At 50.7% G+C, this 17,539-nt stretch carries 14 protein-coding genes and 1 pseudogene; 9 read left to right on the top strand and 6 right to left on the bottom strand.

Going from position 1 to position 17,539, the window contains the following annotated elements; all coding sequences use genetic code 11:
• Window positions 1-3: 3 nt before the first annotated feature.
• The 6 genes from atpG (at window position 4) to ACMAZB_RS15480 (ending at window position 6,484) form a co-directional block, all read left to right on the top strand.
• A complete protein-coding gene (atpG, locus tag ACMAZB_RS15505; RefSeq protein ID WP_435218486.1) occupies window positions 4-867 on the top strand; it encodes a F0F1 ATP synthase subunit gamma in 864 nt (287 codons plus the stop codon).
• Between the two features lie 76 nt (window positions 868-943).
• Window positions 944-2,341 carry a F0F1 ATP synthase subunit beta gene (atpD, locus tag ACMAZB_RS15500; protein WP_435218484.1) on the top strand — a complete coding sequence of 466 codons (1,398 nt, stop codon included), beginning with the start codon at window positions 944-946 and terminating at the stop codon, window positions 2,339-2,341.
• A 19-nt stretch (window positions 2,342-2,360) separates the two neighbouring features.
• Window positions 2,361-2,789, top strand: coding sequence for a F0F1 ATP synthase subunit epsilon (locus ACMAZB_RS15495; RefSeq protein ID WP_435218482.1), 429 nt, complete (start codon window positions 2,361-2,363; stop codon window positions 2,787-2,789).
• Between the two features lie 154 nt (window positions 2,790-2,943).
• Window positions 2,944-4,263 carry a bifunctional UDP-N-acetylglucosamine diphosphorylase/glucosamine-1-phosphate N-acetyltransferase GlmU gene (glmU, locus tag ACMAZB_RS15490; protein ID WP_435218480.1) on the top strand — a complete coding sequence of 440 codons (1,320 nt, stop codon included), beginning with the start codon at window positions 2,944-2,946 and terminating at the stop codon, window positions 4,261-4,263.
• A gap of 3 nt (window positions 4,264-4,266) precedes the next feature.
• Entirely contained in the window at window positions 4,267-6,087 is a 1,821-nt protein-coding gene (gene glmS, locus ACMAZB_RS15485) for a glutamine--fructose-6-phosphate transaminase (isomerizing) (RefSeq protein WP_435218479.1), read from the top strand.
• A gap of 106 nt (window positions 6,088-6,193) precedes the next feature.
• A complete protein-coding gene (locus ACMAZB_RS15480) occupies window positions 6,194-6,484 on the top strand; it encodes a hypothetical protein (protein ID WP_435218477.1) in 291 nt (96 codons plus the stop codon).
• Window positions 6,485-7,682: 1,198 nt separating this feature from the next.
• On the opposite strand, the gene ACMAZB_RS15475 is transcribed toward ACMAZB_RS15480, so the two are convergent.
• Both ACMAZB_RS15475 and ACMAZB_RS15470 read right to left on the bottom strand, forming a co-directional pair.
• A complete protein-coding gene (locus ACMAZB_RS15475; RefSeq protein ID WP_435218476.1) occupies window positions 7,683-8,045 on the bottom strand; it encodes a hypothetical protein in 363 nt (120 codons plus the stop codon).
• A 41-nt stretch (window positions 8,046-8,086) separates the two neighbouring features.
• Window positions 8,087-9,583 (bottom strand): SPOR domain-containing protein, encoded by a 1,497-nt coding sequence (locus tag ACMAZB_RS15470; RefSeq protein ID WP_435218474.1) that lies wholly within the window; start codon window positions 9,581-9,583, stop codon window positions 8,087-8,089.
• A 194-nt stretch (window positions 9,584-9,777) separates the two neighbouring features.
• On the opposite strand from ACMAZB_RS15470, the gene uvrD reads away from it, so the two are divergent.
• A complete protein-coding gene (gene uvrD / locus ACMAZB_RS15465) occupies window positions 9,778-11,943 on the top strand; it encodes a DNA helicase II (protein WP_435218472.1) in 2,166 nt (721 codons plus the stop codon).
• 51 nt (window positions 11,944-11,994) lie between these two features.
• The gene (locus tag ACMAZB_RS15460) at window positions 11,995-13,167 is read left to right on the top strand and encodes a TRAP transporter substrate-binding protein (RefSeq protein ID WP_435218470.1); all 1,173 of its coding nucleotides are present in this window, start codon (window positions 11,995-11,997) and stop codon (window positions 13,165-13,167) included.
• Here the strand turns inward: ACMAZB_RS15460 and ACMAZB_RS15455 are convergent.
• The 3 genes from ACMAZB_RS15455 to ACMAZB_RS15445 all read right to left on the bottom strand — a co-directional run bounded on the left by ACMAZB_RS15455 (window position 13,146) and on the right by ACMAZB_RS15445 (window position 15,511).
• The gene (locus ACMAZB_RS15455; RefSeq protein WP_435216063.1) at window positions 13,146-13,550 is read right to left on the bottom strand and encodes an acyl-CoA thioesterase; all 405 of its coding nucleotides are present in this window, start codon (window positions 13,548-13,550) and stop codon (window positions 13,146-13,148) included. The genes ACMAZB_RS15460 and ACMAZB_RS15455 overlap by 22 nt on opposite strands.
• 82 nt (window positions 13,551-13,632) lie before the next feature.
• Window positions 13,633-14,997 carry a TRAP transporter large permease gene (locus ACMAZB_RS15450; RefSeq protein ID WP_435218468.1) on the bottom strand — a complete coding sequence of 455 codons (1,365 nt, stop codon included), beginning with the start codon at window positions 14,995-14,997 and terminating at the stop codon, window positions 13,633-13,635.
• Window positions 14,990-15,511, bottom strand: coding sequence for a TRAP transporter small permease subunit (locus ACMAZB_RS15445; protein ID WP_435218467.1), 522 nt, complete (start codon window positions 15,509-15,511; stop codon window positions 14,990-14,992). The genes ACMAZB_RS15450 and ACMAZB_RS15445 overlap by 8 nt, the downstream gene beginning before the upstream one ends.
• A gap of 79 nt (window positions 15,512-15,590) precedes the next feature.
• Here ACMAZB_RS15445 and yaaA point away from each other — a divergent pair, with 79 nt between their 5' ends.
• On the top strand, window positions 15,591-16,367 hold the full coding sequence (gene yaaA, locus ACMAZB_RS15440; protein WP_435213286.1) for a peroxide stress protein YaaA: 777 nt from the start codon (window positions 15,591-15,593) through the stop codon (window positions 16,365-16,367).
• A gap of 11 nt (window positions 16,368-16,378) precedes the next feature.
• On the opposite strand, the pseudogene ACMAZB_RS15435 reads toward yaaA, so the two are convergent.
• Window positions 16,379-17,532 (bottom strand): annotated as a pseudogene (locus ACMAZB_RS15435) (GNAT family N-acetyltransferase).
• Window positions 17,533-17,539 lie beyond the last annotated feature (7 nt).

Below are 17,539 nucleotides of genomic sequence, written 5' to 3'. Positions count from 1 at the left end.
AATATGGCTGCTGGTAAGGAAATTCGCACTAAGATCTCGAGTATTCAAAGTACTCAGAAGATCACCAGTGCTATGGAGATGGTGGCGGCCAGTAAGATGCGGCGCGCTCAGGACCGCATGGAACTTGGTAAACCCTACGCCCGGCGCATACGTGACGTGGTTGGGCATATTGCCAACGCGGTACCTGAATATCGGCACGCGTACATGGAGCAGCGAGAACTGAAACGCGTAGGGTACATCATCGTATCCACAGACCGCGGTCTCTGTGGTGGCTTGAACATCAACCTGTTCAAGGCGGCAATTGCTCAAATGCGCCCTCAAAACGAGGCTGGTATTGGCGTTGATCTTTGTTTGATCGGGGCGAAGTCTTTGGCCTTCTTTAAGAGCGTGGGTGGCAATGTCGTAGCCAGCGTTCGGGATGTGGGTGAGGAGCCCTCGGTGGACCAGTTAATCGGAGGCGTTAAGCAGATGCTCGATGCTTACGTTGAGGGTCGCATCGACACGTTGTATCTGGTGAGCAACGAGTTTGTGAATACCATGACTCAAACGCCGCAGGTGGAGCAATTGCTACCTCTAGAACCCTCTGAGGACGCCAACCTGTCACACCACTGGGACTATGTATACGAGCCTGACGCTCGTGAACTACTCGATGCGTTACTTGTTCGGTATGTGGAGTCCTTGGTGTACCAAGCTGTCGTTGAAAATGGTGCGTGTGAGCAAGCTGCTCGAATGGTTGCCATGAAGAGCGCCAGTGATAACGCCGGCGATCTGATTGATGAGCTTCAGTTGGTCTACAACAAAGCACGTCAAGCGGCGATTACTCAGGAATTGGCGGAGATCGTCAGCGGTGCCGCGGCGATTGGTTAAGCGCCCAAGCAATTAACAGTGAATTAATAGGTGGCGCTTTTGCGGCCACAGAGCGAAAGAAACAGAGGACTCCAAGATGAGTAGTGGAAAAGTCGTACAGGTGATTGGCGCGGTTATTGATGTTGAGTTTCCCCGCGACAACGTACCCCAGGTCTACGATGCACTGTCCGTCAGTGAAAAAGGTCTGACCCTAGAGGTACAGCAGCAGCTCGGTGATGGCATTGTGCGAGCCATTGCTATGGGCTCATCCGAAGGTATTAGCCGCGGTTTGGCAGTAGAAAATACCGGTGCGCCTATTTCTGTTCCTGTCGGCACAGAAACTTTGGGCCGCATTATGGATGTTCTGGGTAACCCTATTGACGAGAAGGGACCCATTGGCGAGCAACAGCGCAGCGCTATTCACCGGGCAGCCCCTGCTTATGACGAGCTTGCCGCTTCAGAGGAAGTATTGGAAACCGGTATTAAAGTTATTGACCTCGTTTGTCCATTTGCAAAGGGCGGTAAGGTGGGTCTGTTTGGTGGTGCTGGTGTCGGAAAGACCGTCAACATGATGGAGCTCATTAACAACATCGCAACCGAGCACTCAGGCTTATCTGTTTTTGCTGGCGTAGGCGAGAGAACCCGGGAGGGTAATGACTTCTACTACGAGATGCAGGAGTCTGGCGTCGTAAATATAGAAAACATGGACCAGTCGAAAGTGGCCATGGTTTACGGACAAATGAACGAGCCCCCAGGCAACCGACTTCGTGTTGCTCTAACCGGTCTCACTATGGCGGAAAAATTTCGTGATGAGGGCCGCGACGTTCTGTTGTTCGTTGATAATATCTACCGTTACACCTTGGCGGGAACAGAAGTGTCGGCACTGTTGGGCCGTATGCCGTCAGCTGTGGGCTATCAGCCAACCCTCGCTGAGGAAATGGGTGTGCTTCAAGAGCGCATCACATCAACTAAAACAGGTTCAATTACTTCGATTCAAGCGGTCTACGTTCCTGCGGACGACCTCACCGATCCGTCGCCAGCGACAACCTTTGCGCACTTGGATTCCACCGTGGTACTGAGCCGAGATATTGCTGCCAAGGGTATTTATCCTGCGGTCGACCCGTTGGACTCAACGTCGCGTCAATTAGACCCGTTAGTGATCGGTACCGAGCACTATGACGTGGCTCGGGGCGTGCAGTCAGTATTGCAGCGCTATAAAGAGCTCAAGGATATTATTGCTATTTTGGGTATGGATGAGTTGTCCGAGGAAGATAAGCTGACGGTAGCGAGAGCTCGTAAAATGGAGCGCTTTTTGTCACAGCCTTTCAACGTGGCAGAAATCTTCACCGGGTCGCCGGGTGTGTATGTATCACTAAAAGACACTATTTCAGGTTTCAAAGGGATTTTGGCAGGTGAATACGATCACCTTCCGGAACAGGCTTTCTACATGGTGGGCTCTATCGAGCAGGCCGTGGAAAAAGCTGAGAAGCTTTAGTCCCGCGGGGTAGTACGTTATGGCTATGACCATTCATTGTGACATCGTGTCTGCCGAGGCCCAGATTTACTCGGGGTTGGTGGAGTTGCTGGTCGCTACAGGCTCAGAAGGTGAGCTGGGAATTTGCTACGGACACGCTCCCTTGCTGACTGCCTTGGTGCCGGGGCCAGTACGTCTGGTCGAGCAGGGCGGTTCGGAGCAAGTATTTTACGCTTCGGGTGGTTTTTTAGAAGTGCAGCGCGATGTTGTTACGATTTTGGCTGACACGGCACTCAGAGCTGCTGATGTAGATGAGGCAGCCGCTGAAGAGTCCCGAAAAGCGGCTGAAGAAGCACTGGCTAATCAAAGCGGTGAATTAGACTACGGCAGGGCCTCTGCTCAGCTTGCCGAAGCTTCCGCGCAACTGGCAACGCTCAGAAAAATGAAGGGCCGCGCCGGTAGAGGTTGAGAGGTCAAGTAAGAAAACCGCTTTTAAGGCGGTTTTTTTTGGTCTTCAAAGTCGATGGTGCCTGTTAAAATCGCGGGTCATTAAGTGAACCCGTCTTAGGCTTATGGAAAAAAACCTTGAAGTTATTATTTTGGCAGCAGGCCGAGGGACCCGCATGCGGTCATCACTGCCCAAGGTATTACATACTTTAGCTGGCCAGCCTTTGCTGCAACATGTCATCGACACTGCTCAGGCTCTAAACCCTAGTCAGATTCACGTCGTTGTGGGATATGGTGCCGAGGTTGTTCAGGAGGCGATCTCCGGGCAACGACTCAAATTTCATTCTCAAAAAGAGCAATTGGGTACGGGTCATGCCGTGGGCTGCGCGCTACCTGCCTGTCAGCCAGATAGTGTAGTGCTGGTGTTATTTGGCGATGTGCCATTAATTGCAGCTTCCACACTTCAAGCAGTAATTAGCGGTGCTCGGCAAAAGCCAATTATGTTGGCTGCCCGGCTGCCGGACCCTAGCGGTTATGGACGAGTGCTGCGCGATGAAACAGGTGGTTTCATGGCGGTGGTCGAACAGGCGGATGCCAGCGAGTCAGAAGCCCTTATCAGCGAGGTAAATACAGGTGTTTTAGCCGCGCCAGCAGACCAGCTCGCGTCATTGTTGAGTTCTGTAAGCAACGACAATGCGCAGGGAGAATATTATCTGCCTGATGTTTTGGGTCTTGCTAGGCAGCAAGGCATCGCCGTTGAGGTAGTCGTGACCGATGATGCCCTTGAGATGTACGGTGTGAATAATCGCGCCCAGCTGCAAGAGTTGGAGCGCTCATTGCAATGCAGAAGAGCCGACGCCCTCATGGACGCCGGTGTCGCAATAGCTGATCGTCAACGCATAGATATCAGAGGTGATCTTGAATGCGGCGTCGATGTGGCTATTGATATTAACGTGGTTTTTGAAGGCCAGGTTCGTTTGGGCGATGGTGTTCGGGTTGGTGCTCACTGCGTTCTGAAGGACGTTACAGTCAGTTCAGGAACTGATATACAACCCTTTTGCCACCTAGAGGGAGCAGTTATTGGGGAGCAATGTCGCATAGGGCCCTATGCACGCTTGCGACCAGGAAGCGTTCTTGCCAACGCGGCACGGGTGGGGAACTTTGTAGAGACCAAAAATACGACCTTTGGCGCGGGTAGTAAGGCAAATCATTTAGCGTACATCGGTGATACGACGGTAGGGTCCAATACCAATATCGGCGCCGGTACCATTACCTGCAATTACGATGGCATCGACAAGCATAAAACCTCTTTGGGTGATGGTGTGTTTGTCGGTTCCAACAGCACCCTTGTTGCACCCGTAACGTTGTCAGATGGCGCTTTTGTGGCGGCCGGGTCCGTGGTGACTGATGACGTAGCAGGGCAAGAACTCGCGGTCGGTCGTGCCCGTCAGCGAAACATTGCCGGCTGGCAGCGCCCCGCCAAGAAAAAGGATTAGGGTATGTGTGGGATAGTGGCCGCGGTCGGTCAGCGGGATGTGCCAGAGATTCTCCTGGAGGGTCTACGACGCTTAGAATATCGAGGTTATGACTCCGCCGGGATTGCCGTGGTTAACGACAATGGCGACTTACAGCCCTGTAAACACCCTGGCAAAGTTGCGGTGCTGGAGCAGGCCTTGGCGGCTGCTCCCGTTTCGGGGGCCACCGGTATTGCCCATACCCGTTGGGCCACTCATGGGGTACCAAACCAAGTAAATGCCCATCCTCATATCAGTGGAGATCGCATTGGTTTAGTCCACAACGGTATTATTGAAAATCATCAGGTACTGCGCGAGTCACTTGCAAACAGCGGGATACACTTTTCCTCAGATACCGATTCTGAGGTGATTGTTCACCTTATCAATGCAGAAATTGATAGCCAGCCCTCTCTGCTAAAAGCCGTTCAGCAAGTACTGCCACGCTTAGAGGGCGCCTATGCATTGGCGGTTATAGATGCGCAGTCTCCTGGGCGTTGTGTGGTTGCCCGTGCGGGGAGCCCTCTGGTGTTAGGTGTTGGCATGGGTGAAACTTATGCGGGCTCAGACACTTTGGCTTTACGGCCGGTCACCGATCGTTATGTTTATCTTGAAGAAGGCGATATTGCCGAACTCACGGCTGGTAGCTACACAATTTACAGTCAAGATGGCCACATCGTTGACCGCGAAGTTACGACGATTGAGGCGAGTGATGACTCCAGTAGTTTGGGTGACTATGACTACTACATGCTCAAAGAGATTCATGAACAGCCTGCACGACTGCAAGACACTGTAGCGATAGACTGGCGCAGTCACGATTGTTTTGGCATAAACACCCAAGAGCTGTTATCTCAGGTTCAGGCGGTGCAGATCATCGCCTGCGGCACTAGCTATCACGCCGGTTTGGTAGCCCGACACTGGATTGAAGGCATCGCAGGCCTCACCTGTCAGGTGGAGGTGGCCTCTGAATACCGGTACCGGCAATCGGTCACGCTGCCGGGCACTTTGGTGGTTTGTATTTCTCAAAGTGGTGAAACCGCCGATACGCTGGCCGCACTAAAACATGCCACCAACGATAATGTGGTTGCGCGCTTAGCGCTGTGCAACGTCGACCACTCTGCGATTGTCCGTGCCAGTGAACTCACGATTTTGACTCGTGCTGGTGCAGAAATTGGCGTCGCATCAACGAAAGCCTTTACGACGCAGCTGGCTGCCCTCATGTTGTTGTCGGGAAAGCTTGCTGAAATCAATGGCCGAGCGGATTTTAGACGTGAAGAATTAGATTCAGCATTAGGTTCACTTCCCTCTGTCGTTAAGGATGTTCTTGGTAAGGAACAATCCATCAAAGCCATGGCCACGCATTTTGCGGCTAAACATCACGCGCTATTCCTTGGCCGAGGTATTAATAACCCTGTGGCTATGGAAGGCGCACTTAAGCTCAAAGAGATCTCTTATATTCACGCCGAGGCTTATGCAGCAGGTGAGTTAAAGCATGGTCCCTTGGCATTAGTCGACGCCGATATGCCCGTAGTGGCAGTAGCTCCCAATAACGATTTATTGGAAAAGCTGCGCTCAAATTTGGAGGAGGTTCGAGCCCGTGGCGGTGAGCTGTTTGTGTTCGCCGATGAAGCTTCAGGTTTTGAGGCAGGGCCCGGGCTACATGTTTTGCAAGTCCCGCACTGCGCCGAATGGTCGGCACCTATTGCTTACTCCGTGGTGCTGCAATTACTGGCTTACCATGTCGCAATTGTTAAGGGTACTGATGTCGACAAGCCGCGAAATCTCGCGAAGTCAGTCACTGTTGAATAAAGAGAGATTTTCCGGTTGGTCGTAAATTACATAAAGATTTACAAAACAGAACGACAAAAATAAATAAAAATTTAAGGGGTAATAATGATAGAGAATTTTTTACAATATGGATAAAGGTGAATTTAGATTTGCATATTTTTCATCAAAATACCAAGAGACATTTGATTTTTATAAAAATATTCTCGAATTCAATTTAAAATTTTCTTGGGACAGAGGACCAAATGATAAAGGGTCTGTATTTGGTCATGGGTTGGGGTTAATTGAAATATTAAAGCAACCAGATAATGAACAGGAGTTTAATTTGGGATTAGACCACAGAAGTCCAAAGGGAAGTTTTATGGTTATAGAAACCTCAAATATTGAAACTATTTTTTCTAAATATAAAAAAAGGACATAAATTTTAAACAAGATCTTACTATTCAAAATTGGGGTCATAAAAGTTTTTCTATAAATGATCCAAATGGAGTTGTATTATTTTTCTTTGAAAATGTTGAGTAAATTGTCGTTTAAATTTAGTCCGTTACTGTCGAGTGATTTCGAACAGTGCTTTAAAAAGTGGAAATTATGGAAGCAATGGGAATACTGGGTTTTGTATTTGGACTAATAGCATTCGTTCGAATAGAAAAATTAACAAAGACCTTGAAAGAAAAAAGAATTCTCGAAGAGAATTACAAAGAAGAATAATGCACTGTTCTATAACACTCAGTGACGGTTGAATAAATTCAAAAGTCGAAAGGTAACGCTTTGGCACTGGGACGAGCGCGTAAAAGCGCTTCATAACCTACTTCCGCTAGGCGTATTTACGTCGAGCGTTCGGCGGGCGAAGAGAGGGGCGTGGTGACAAAAACGGTATTGCTGTTGGCCGGTTTATTTTTGCTTGTGGTTGGGACTTACGCATTCTTTGCGTTATCGGCAAGGAATGAAATTTATTACCTGTGCGGAAACTTCAAATCGGGGGTTTCGTATTCTAGTGTCGTAAGACAACTCGATACCGCTAATTTGTCGGATTACAAGATTGAAAAATCTGAACAGGGCAAGCGCCTTACATACAGCAGTGCGCTTCACCTAAATTTAGTTCGCTGTGAGATAACCTTCGCTGAAAACGAAAAGGTAAGCCACGCGATTTATAAGTAATTATCGAGCGTTCAGCGACCAAAGAGAGAAGCGTGGCGAGGCGCTTAACTGGAAGGGTGAAGATAAAGCGGGCGGATACGAAATTTTGAAAGGAACGGTCGAGTAAAAAAAGGAGTTGATGGTGGAAGTATTTGGGCTGTTGGGATTTTCGTTGGGGACAATAGGCTTTGTATTTGGAATTATTTGTCTCAGCAAAATAACAAAACTTACAGCTACCTTAAAAGCAAAGGGGTAATCGAAGAGCATTAACCTCCGTCATAATCCCGTTAATCCACAGATGCACGGGGTGTCCCCGAATTAAAGCGATGCCACGCTATCAGGATTAATTTTTTGGGGGGTGGTCGGAAGAAGTCTAATATCAGCACCAAGCCTAGGTGGTGCTGATGGTTTAAACAAAAACTAGGGGCGCCTTCAGTTCTTGAAGCAAATACGTGGGCACCCCGACGGGTCAAATCGGCGCTTTAACTTGGGTTGGCAGCCTTATAAGCCCGGATAGCTTGATTAAACTGCTCCGCAAGCTGCTCCTCGAGGGCTACTGACTCGTTGTAACCCTCAGTTGCAGCCTCATATTTTGGTGCTGCATCAGGGTTGCCCTCCTCAACCGAAGCTTTGAGTCTTGCCATGGCGTCGTCTTGGCAAGCTCGAAACTCGGTCGCTGCGGCTTGAAAAGCCTTCACGCCTTGTTGCCCTTCAATCATTTGTTCCATGGTAGCCGAGGCGCCATCTGGGATGGTGGGTAGTGTTGGCATGTCACAATCAGAGGCCAGCGCTTGCCCTCCACTGAGCACGAGTAAAAGAGCGATAGAGGTTTTTATCATTTTCATCGTTTCATTTCCGTTATTGGAGGTGTGGGGTTTAACTACAGTCAATATTGTCGTAATTGCAGGTTAGGCATATCGCCACCAGCAGCTAGGGCTTGAATGATTTCTTCGCCGCGCTCTCGTGAGTTGATGCCCACAATCTGCACGCGATAAAGCAGCTCACCAGAGCGATACTCAACGGCCACTTTGGCGGCATAGCCGGCCTCTTCAATCTGTTGTGCTTTGTTATCGGCATCGATGCCTTGGGCATAGGTGTCTACGTAGATGAACCAACCGCCCATGTCCTGCCCAGATGCGTCTGCAGTCGCAGCGTCAGCACCTTTGGGTGTGGCTGCCGGCGGCATGGCTTTGTCTAATGCGGGTTTGGTTTGAGGTTGTGATCTGGCGCTAGGAGCTGGAGGGGTGGAAGTTTTTCCAATCCATAAGGCCCCGAGGTTGTAGGTGGATTCCAGCTCAGCCGCGGTGGCCTTCGCGTCATTTTTTGTACTAAAGCCAACGGCGCGAACGCGGTATAAAGTGCGACCGTCGATATCGACGCTTTGTGTGACCGCGTTGTAGCCTTCATTTTGGAGCTTTTGAGCCCATTTCTCAGCAGTTGCGCGACGAGAGTACGCGGCTACATTGGCAAACCAAAGGCCTTCACTCTGGTTACCTGAGGTCTGGGGCGTTGTTGCTGCAAGAGTTGCCGATGTATCGGAGGTAAGGCCATTTGTGGCTGGTTTTGTCTCGGCTTTGGTGGCCACCTGCTGTTGGGCTATCGACTCAGGTTTGCGCGTTTCTGCAAGGCGTGCCGCTTGGGTAGCGAGTTTTTCGGCATTGTCTAATTCAACCTGAAGGGTTTGTATGGTGTCGTTAGCGGCAGAGTAATCTCCTTTTAGTGTCGTGAGCTGCAGCGTTAAAGCTTGGTTTTTTGCCTCAAGGACGGCTTCGTCACCCGCATCCAAATTCCCCTGTGATTGTGGCGTGCTCTGCTGCTCTTCCAGCTCAACAATGCGGTTCTGCAAAGAGGAGCGTTCTGAAATGGCGCCCCAGCCTCCAACAAGTAACAAAACAACCGCGGCTATGCCTGCGATCGTAGGCCAAAGTGGCAGTTTTCCCGTCGTGCTGGTCCCCACGATATGGTGGTCTGTTAGCAGGTCCATAGAAGAGAATTCTGCGCTCGTGCTTGCGTCAAATGTGTCTGATGCTGCGGAAGTGTCGGCTTCGGGCGCTTTTGACGATTGAGTATCTGTGGTGGATGTTGAGGTTGTGCCTTCTGCTTGAAGGGGGGCCGTCGCCTCTGGGGATGCAGTAATTTCGCCGTCTGTGAACCAATCGTCACCAGAGCTATCGCCGGTTGCGGCGTGTTCCTCTAATTCTGGGCCTTCCGACTCAGAAGTGAGCCAGCCAACGTCGTCAATAGGAGGTCGTGCTGAAGGCTGAGGGGAGGCGGAATTGTCTTCTGAGGCCATTAACCAGTCAGCCCCGTCCTCATCATCCCCCCCCCACTCCTTGGGAGGCGTCATAAACCGACGTTTATCCTGTTCGTCGTGGTCATCCATTGTTTTATTTGCCTCTATTTTTTCCCGTTAAGCTTCGCTGAACCGGTTTTTCTCAATGTGGGGTCGTGCTTGCCGTATTATTTCTATAATTGTCCGGAGTTCTGCACTGAAAACAAGCCTAAAGTTGCCCCAAACCTTTGGAAGTTGCCAGTGTAAAACCCGGTAACCTGTCTGTTTTCCGGTAGAATCGTAGTATGGACGTTTCCGATATTCTCACTGACCTCAACACGGCGCAACGTGAAGCTGTGGCTGCAGAGTCTGGCAACTTGCTTGTGTTGGCCGGTGCCGGCTCTGGTAAAACCCGTGTTTTAGTGCACCGAATGGCTTGGCTTATTCGGGCTGAGGGTGTTTCGCCCCACGCGTTGTTATCGGTAACCTTTACGAATAAAGCTGCCCGAGAAATGCGTAGCCGGATTGAAACGATGTTAAATGTGCCAACACAGGGAATGTGGGTTGGTACTTTTCACGGTTTGGCTCATAGGTTGCTCAAACAGCATTGGCAAGAAGCCCAGCTGCCGCAAAACTTTCAGATATTAGACAGTGATGACCAGCTGCGCCTGGTAAAGCGGGTGTGTCGAGATCTCAATTTAGACGAAACCCAATGGCCACCCAGGCAGGCGCAGTGGTATATCAATGCGCAAAAAGACGAGGGCCTGCGTGCTGGCCATATCGATCCCCCCTACGGTGATTTGTATGCCAAAACCATGCTGCGGGTTTACAGCGCCTATGAAGAGACTTGTCAGCGCGGTGGATTAGTTGATTTTGCTGAGCTGCTGCTACGTGCCCACGAACTTTGGCTCAAGTCCCCTGACACTTTGCAGCATTATCAGCGTCGATTCCGTACGATTTTGGTGGATGAATTTCAGGATACCAATACGATCCAATACGCTTGGCTAAGAGTGTTAGCCGGTCAAAGTATTCCGGTTGTCGCTGTTGGGGACGACGATCAGTCGATTTACGGATGGCGCGGCGCAAAAATTGAGAACATTCATCGTTTTGGTGAAGACTTTAGCCCCGCACAAACGATTCGCCTTGAGCAAAATTATCGTTCAACCCAAACAATTCTTAAGGCCGCTAACGGGCTAATTAGCCATAATTTTGGACGTTTGGGTAAGGAGCTATGGACGGCGGGAGACGCGGGAGAGCCGATCAGTTTATACGCTGGCTTCAATGAGCAGGACGAGGCTCGGTTTATTGTTGAGCGGATTGAAGAGTGGGTGGCAGAGGGCAATACGCGACGCTCCAGCGCCATTTTATATCGCTCCAATGCGCAGTCTCGCGTACTTGAGGAAGCGTTGATACGGGCGCAAATCCCTTACCGAATTTACGGAGGTCAACGTTTTTACGAGCGCTTGGAAATTCGAAATGCCCTAGCCTACATGCGGCTTTTAATAAGGCGCAGCGACGATACGGCGCTAGAGCGAGTGCTTAATTTGCCACCTAGGGGCATTGGCAACAAAACGGTAGAGCAGTTGCGCGAACTTGCGCGAACTCGACAAGTACCTCTATGGCAAGCCATCGTGATTGCTCAAGACGAGCAGCTGTTTTCATCTCGAGCCCTGAAAGCGCTAGCGGGCTTTACCGTTTTGGTTGATGAGTTGGATTCCGCAACTTTAGAGTTACCCCTAGAGGAGCTCACTGAGCACGTGGTGGCACGTTCGGGCTTGGTGGAGTATCACCGCGCCGAGAAGGGTGAGCGTGGTCAGGCCCGGGTAGAAAACTTGGAGGAACTGGTTTCAGCGGCAAAATCCTTTGTCCCCGAGGACACAGACTTACCCTCCTTACAGCAATTTTTAGACAGCGCTGCACTCGATGCGGGTGACGCCCAGGCAGACCCCCACGAAGACAGTGTTCAACTGATGACTTTGCACTCGGCCAAAGGTCTCGAATTCCCTATGGTTTTTCTGGCGGGTATGGAAGAGAACTTGTTTCCCCATCGTATGTCACTCGACGAACCAGGGCGACTCGAGGAAGAGCGGCGGCTTTGCTACGTTGGGATTACTCGCGCCATGGAGAAGTTGGTACTTACATATGCGGAGAGCCGCAGACTACATGGATCTGAATCCTACAATACCGCTTCACGGTTTGTCCGTGAACTGCCTTCTGAGCTCTTGAATGAAGTTCGATTGGGTGCTGCCGTATCACGCCCCCTGTCATCCTTGACCTCGTTGTCCCCAACTCCAAGTGCGGCCCATATTGAGAGCGGTGTTAGCCTGGGCCAACGTGTCCTGCACCAGGTATTTGGCGAGGGTGTTGTGACAAACTTTGAGGGTGGTGGCTCTAACGCCCGGGTAGAGGTCAGTTTTGCCGAGGGGTCGAAGTGGTTGGTATTGCAGTATGCCAATCTACAGCCGCTCTAAATTAGTTAAAGCGAACCTCATCGAGGTAAACAATAGGCGAAGGAGCGGTGTATGTTTGAAAGGCGATTTCTGCCTGTGGTTGTCATTTTTTTGGTGTCCGCGTTGGTTTTGGTGCTGGGGTTATGGGCTGTTGATAGCAGTGATCAAAGCCGCCCTTTGCCCGCGGCAAGCAACAGCAGTGATGTCCCTGAGTATCGTTGGAAGCTCGTCACTACTTGGCCTAAAAATCTTCCCGGACTGGGTGCTGCTCCTGAAAAATTTGCCCAGTATGTCAATGAAATGAGCGGTGGGCGCCTCGAAGTTCGGGTTTTTGGCGCCGGCGAAATTGTGCCTGCATTTGAGGTTTTTGACGCCGTATCTCAGGGTGCGGCCGAAGTTGGCCACGGTGCGAGTTATTACTGGAAAGGTAAAATTCCGGCCGCTGTATTCTTTACCGCGGTACCTTTTGGTATGACCGCGCAAGAGATGAACGGTTGGCTGCATTACGGTGGCGGGCTGGAATTGTGGGAGGAGTTGTACGCACCTTTCGGGGTGATCCCTTTTGCGGGAGGGAGTACCGGCGTTCAGATGGCGGGCTGGTTCAATCGAGAACTGCGCAGCGCCAAAGACTTGTCCGGATTAAAGATGCGTATTCCTGGTCTGGCAGGAGAGGTTTTTGACGCTGCTGGCGGCACTGCGGTGCGTATTGCCGGCGGTGAAGTTTACACTTCAATGCAAACGGGTGTGATCGACGCGGTTGAATGGGTCGGTCCCTACAACGACCGTACTCTTGGGCTGAATGAGGTGGCAGAATACTACTATTATCCGGGGTGGCATGAGCCGGGGGCCATGCTCGAATTCACAGTCAATTCGGCGGCTTTTAATCAACTGCCTAGCGATTTACAGGCTATTGTTCGATACGCCGCTAGAGCGGCAAATCAAAATATGCTGGATGAATTTACCGCGCGTAATAATGAATCGCTGCAACAATTGTTGGCTGCAGGCACCCAGTTGCGGCCACTGCCAGAAGATATATTGAGCCTGCTGTATGAGAAATCCCTAGAAGCGATGGCGATCTTAAGGGCGAGCGATACCATGGCAGAAAAGATCGCGGTTTCTTATGACATCTTCTCGAAAAACGTGAGGGCCTACCACGAAATTTCGGAGCGTGCGTATCTTAACGCGCGGGACAAGGTGTTACCGCCAGTGATGTCAGGGGTTTTTCAGGCAGAGCCCGGACGTTGAATGGCACGAGTGCGCTTATCCCCGCCAATGGCAACGTAAATAAAGGTGCCTTCGGTGACTTTGATCGGCTCCCCGTCTTGCCGGGAATTAATCCAGACTTCTACGATTACCCGTACCGAACTGCGTCCTACCTCCAAAATGTCTGAGTAACAACTGACGACAGCCCCAACATGAACGGGGGTCAAAAAAACCATGCCTTCCACAGCCACAGTAGCCACTCTGCCACCCGCCACTTCACAGGCTGTTACATAGCCGGCTAAATCCATTTGTGACATTAGCCAGCCACCAAAGATATCCCCGTGGGGATTTGTGTCCGCAGGCATAGCCACAGCCTGAAGGCTGAGCTCGCCTTGAGGGGTGGGGTTCATATCGAGGTCAGTCATTTTTTTGCCTGCTGTTATGGTGATAATGCGAGGTGCTGCGTATTCAAGCACAAATGCTTGAAGCGTCCAAAGTTACAGGCGTTCAACCCGAGCGCAAGACATTGGGCAACCACGTGATTAAGTTTGGAAAGCTCCAAAGCAGTGCCAATAGCCCAATTTGAAGTGCGACAAAAGGTATAACCCCTTTATAGATTGCCCCCGTGGGTAATGACGCCGGAGCAACGCCTCGCAGGTAGAAAAGGGCAAAACCGAAAGGGGGGGTTAAAAACGAAGTTTGAAGGTTGACCGCCAACATGATGCCAAACCAAATAGGATCAAAGCCCATAGCCAGCAAAATTGGGCCAACGATAGGCACCACGACAAAAGTAATTTCTATAAAATCGAGTATGAAGCCCAGAAGAAAAATAACCACCATGACTAGCAGCATGGCGCCTTGAGGGCCTAGATCCATGCGCTCGAAGAATCCCTGCACCAGCTCTTCACCACCAAAGCCACGAAAAACCAGTGTAAAAACAGCTGCCCCAATCAAAATTAGAAACACCATGCTGGTGATTCGCATAGTGGATAGCCCGATTTCGTGCAATTTCTTCCAGTTCATTTGCCTGCGCTGCAATGCCAAGAGTAACGCCCCGACAGCACCAACTCCCGCAGCCTCAGTAGGCGTCGCCGCACCCAATAGAATTGAGCCTAAAACCAATGCAATGAGTATGAATGGAGGTAGCAGGGCTTTGAGCAACTCTGAAAGCGAGGCCCCTTCTGAGGCAATAGCGGGTGCGCGGTCGGGTTTGAATCGAGCAATCAGTAAAATCCAAACCAAGTAAAGCCCAACGAGGATCAGACCCGGAATCAGTGCTCCAACGAAAAGATCGCCCACAGAGACCGTGGCGGTATTTACAACCCCCATCTCCAATTGCGCACGTTGATAAGCACTGGCAATAACATCACCCAATAAAACTAAAGCGATCGATGGCGGTATGATTTGCCCCAGGGTGCCGGTAGCGCAAATTGTTCCGGTTGCAAGGGCTGGGCTATATCCGGCGCGCAGCATCGATGGCAGAGATAACAACCCCATTGTCACTACGGTTGCGCCGACAATGCCTGTGCTTGCGGCTAGCAGTGCGCCCACCAGCACCACGGCGACACCAAGCCCCCCGGGTCGACTCCCGAACAGTTGCGCCATGTTGTGCAGCAAATCTTCGGCGATCTTCGCACGCTCAAGAATATTCCCCATTAAGATAAACAAAGGAACCGCGATGAGTGTCTCGTTGCCAATAGTTCCAAAAATTCTGGCGGGGATAGCGGCTAAGTAGCTGGCATCAAAGGCCCCTGAAATCGTGCCTATGGCCGCGAACATCAGGCCTACGCCGGCAAGCGTCAGGGCCACTGGAAACCCGGCCAAAAGCACAAGGCAAACAGCTAAAAACATGAGTACGGGTATTTCAATCACTTTGAGATACCTCAGCAACGAGGGTTTTTAGCGATTTCATAATTTCTGATAAGGCTTGAAGCGCGAGCAGCAGAGCCATGGCGGGCAGCAGGGTTTTTAATAGAAAAACAGCGGGTATGCCCCCGGGCTCTGGGGACGTTTCTCGCGCTACCCAAGATTCGATCACGTAATCTTGGCTGGCAAAGCCCACTAACGCGCACAGCGGCAGGGTAAACATGACGTGCCCCAAGGCATCGATCCAAGCTTTTGTTCTCGGAGTAAAACGTTGATACAACACATCAACTCGAACGTGTCCTCCCATGTGTAGGGTACACGAGGCACCTAGCATAAACAGCGCGCCGTGAAGGTAGATCACGCTTTCCTGTGCCGCTATGGCACCTACGCCAAAACCGTATCGCAGCACTACGACGAGAACGGTTAACAGTGCCATCAGCAAGGGGAGCCAGCCAATAATATGGGACAATCTTTGTGACAGGCCGTCAAGTATGCGAATTGATGAAATTAAAACGACCACTTCTTATTCCTTATAGGGTCTTTAAGGGCGGTACACAGGTTATCATTCTACTACCACAGACATCAGGGAGGCCCCCATCATGCTGACAGTCCTTTCCCCGGCCAAGACGCTTGACTTCGAGACACCCCCTCGCACGCGTAAGTCGACTCAACCTTACTTCATTGAACGCGCCGCTGAGCTTGTTGATGATGCTAGGGACCTGTCCCCAGAAGCACTGCAAAAACTCATGGGGGTTAGCGAGAATATCGCGTTACTAAATCATGAGCGATTTATGAATTGGCAGCCAGACTTTAACCTCGACAATGCCAAGCAAGCGGTGCTGGCTTTTAAGGGAGATGTATACACGGGCCTAGACGCAAGCACCCTAGACAGCAAGGCGCTGACTTTTGCTCAAAAGCACCTGCGGATTCTTTCGGGTTTGTATGGTTTGCTACGTCCATTAGATCTTATGCAACCCTATCGCTTGGAAATGGGCCTTAAGTTTGCCAATCGCGGTGGCCGTAATTTATATGAGTTCTGGGGGGAAGAAATTACCCAGCTACTCGATACAGCAATCGATAAAAGTGGCAGCTCGGTGTTGGTTAATTTGGCATCGAACGAGTACTTCAAGGCAGTTAAACCACGCCAGCTTGATGCTGAAGTGATCACCCCCGTTTTTAAGGATTTGAAAAACGGTGACTATAAAATTATTAGCTTTTTTGCGAAGAAGGCCCGAGGCGTTATGGCCCGGTATATCGTAGAGCAGCAATTAAACGACCCCGAGAAGCTCAAGGCATTTTCCGGCGCGGGTTACTATTATAGCCCCGAACAATCAACGGCTAACAACTGGGTCTTTTTACGGGATGAGGTGTCTTAGTCTTAAGCGGGTTAGTGTGAGTGAAGGTCAGCTAGCGCACCTTCCTTGAAAGGCAGCAGCTTGGCGGCCTCTTCTCTGTAGGCTTTGACCTGTTCCACATCACGGGCACAAAAATCGGTGATCGCCGGTTGAAAGCCGGCTTCTGCCACCCAGTGGTGGGATCGCGTTAATGTGGGTTCAAAGCCACGCTGTATCTTATGTTCCCCCTGGCGCCGGGGTCTAAGCGTTGAATACCGTGTTTAATGCAGTATTCGATGCCCTGATAGTAGCAGGCCTCAAAATGTAAGCCGTCATACTCTCGAAGGCAGCCCCAGTATCGACCATAAAGGGTGTCAGATGATTGAAAAAATAACGCCGCTGCCACGGGCTGCTCATTAAGAAACGCTAGCACCATCACCGGGGCAGTGCCCAGCTTGGGGCAGAGCTCGGTAAAAAATTCTCGAGATAAATAGCCACCATGACCACTGCGTTTGGCGTAGGTGGTTTGGTAGCAGTAATGAAAGAAAGACCAGTCTTCAGGCAGGATATTTGAACCTACACGGGTGGTTAAAGTTATTCCTTGAGCTGCCACATGACTGCGCTCTTTACGTAAGTTCTTACGTTTACGGCTACTAAATAGCTGAAGGAAATCATCAAAGCTTTGATAGTTTCGGTTGATCCAATGAAATTGACAGGTAGCGCGGTCATTTAGGTCAAAGGTTGAGCTTGGCTGTTGGAATTCTGAGCTAGAAAATAAGATGTGCCAGCTAGAGAGGCCATGTTCAACACAAAAACCTTGAACAGCACGGCAGAATTTGGCTTCAGCCTCGGGAATCTTAGGGTTACACCAAATTTTTGGGCCACTCGCCGGGGTGAAGGGCGCGGCTGAGATCAGTTTAGGATAATAAGACAGGCCGCTGCGTTGCCAGGCATCGGCCCAAGCCCAGTCGAAAACGTACTCGCCGTAGGAATGATCTTTTAGAAATCCGGGTGCTGCACCCACTACATCGGACCCGTCCCGCAGTACCAAGTGATGGGGGGCCCATCCACTAGCTTCGTTGGTACAACCGGTATCTTCTAGCCCCAATAAAAAGTCGTGACGAAGAAAGGGATAATCACCGCCGAACCAGTGATCCCAGTCCGAGGCAGAAATGTCCCTGATGCTGCGGTAAATATCCAGTTGCATGATCTCG

It is taken from the genome of Luminiphilus sp. nBUS_07, assembly GCF_051201685.1.
Classification (GTDB): Bacteria; Pseudomonadota; Gammaproteobacteria; order Pseudomonadales; family Halieaceae; genus Luminiphilus.
Note: the sequence above shows the minus strand (reverse complement) of the source record. Positions and strands in the feature narration are given on the sequence as shown.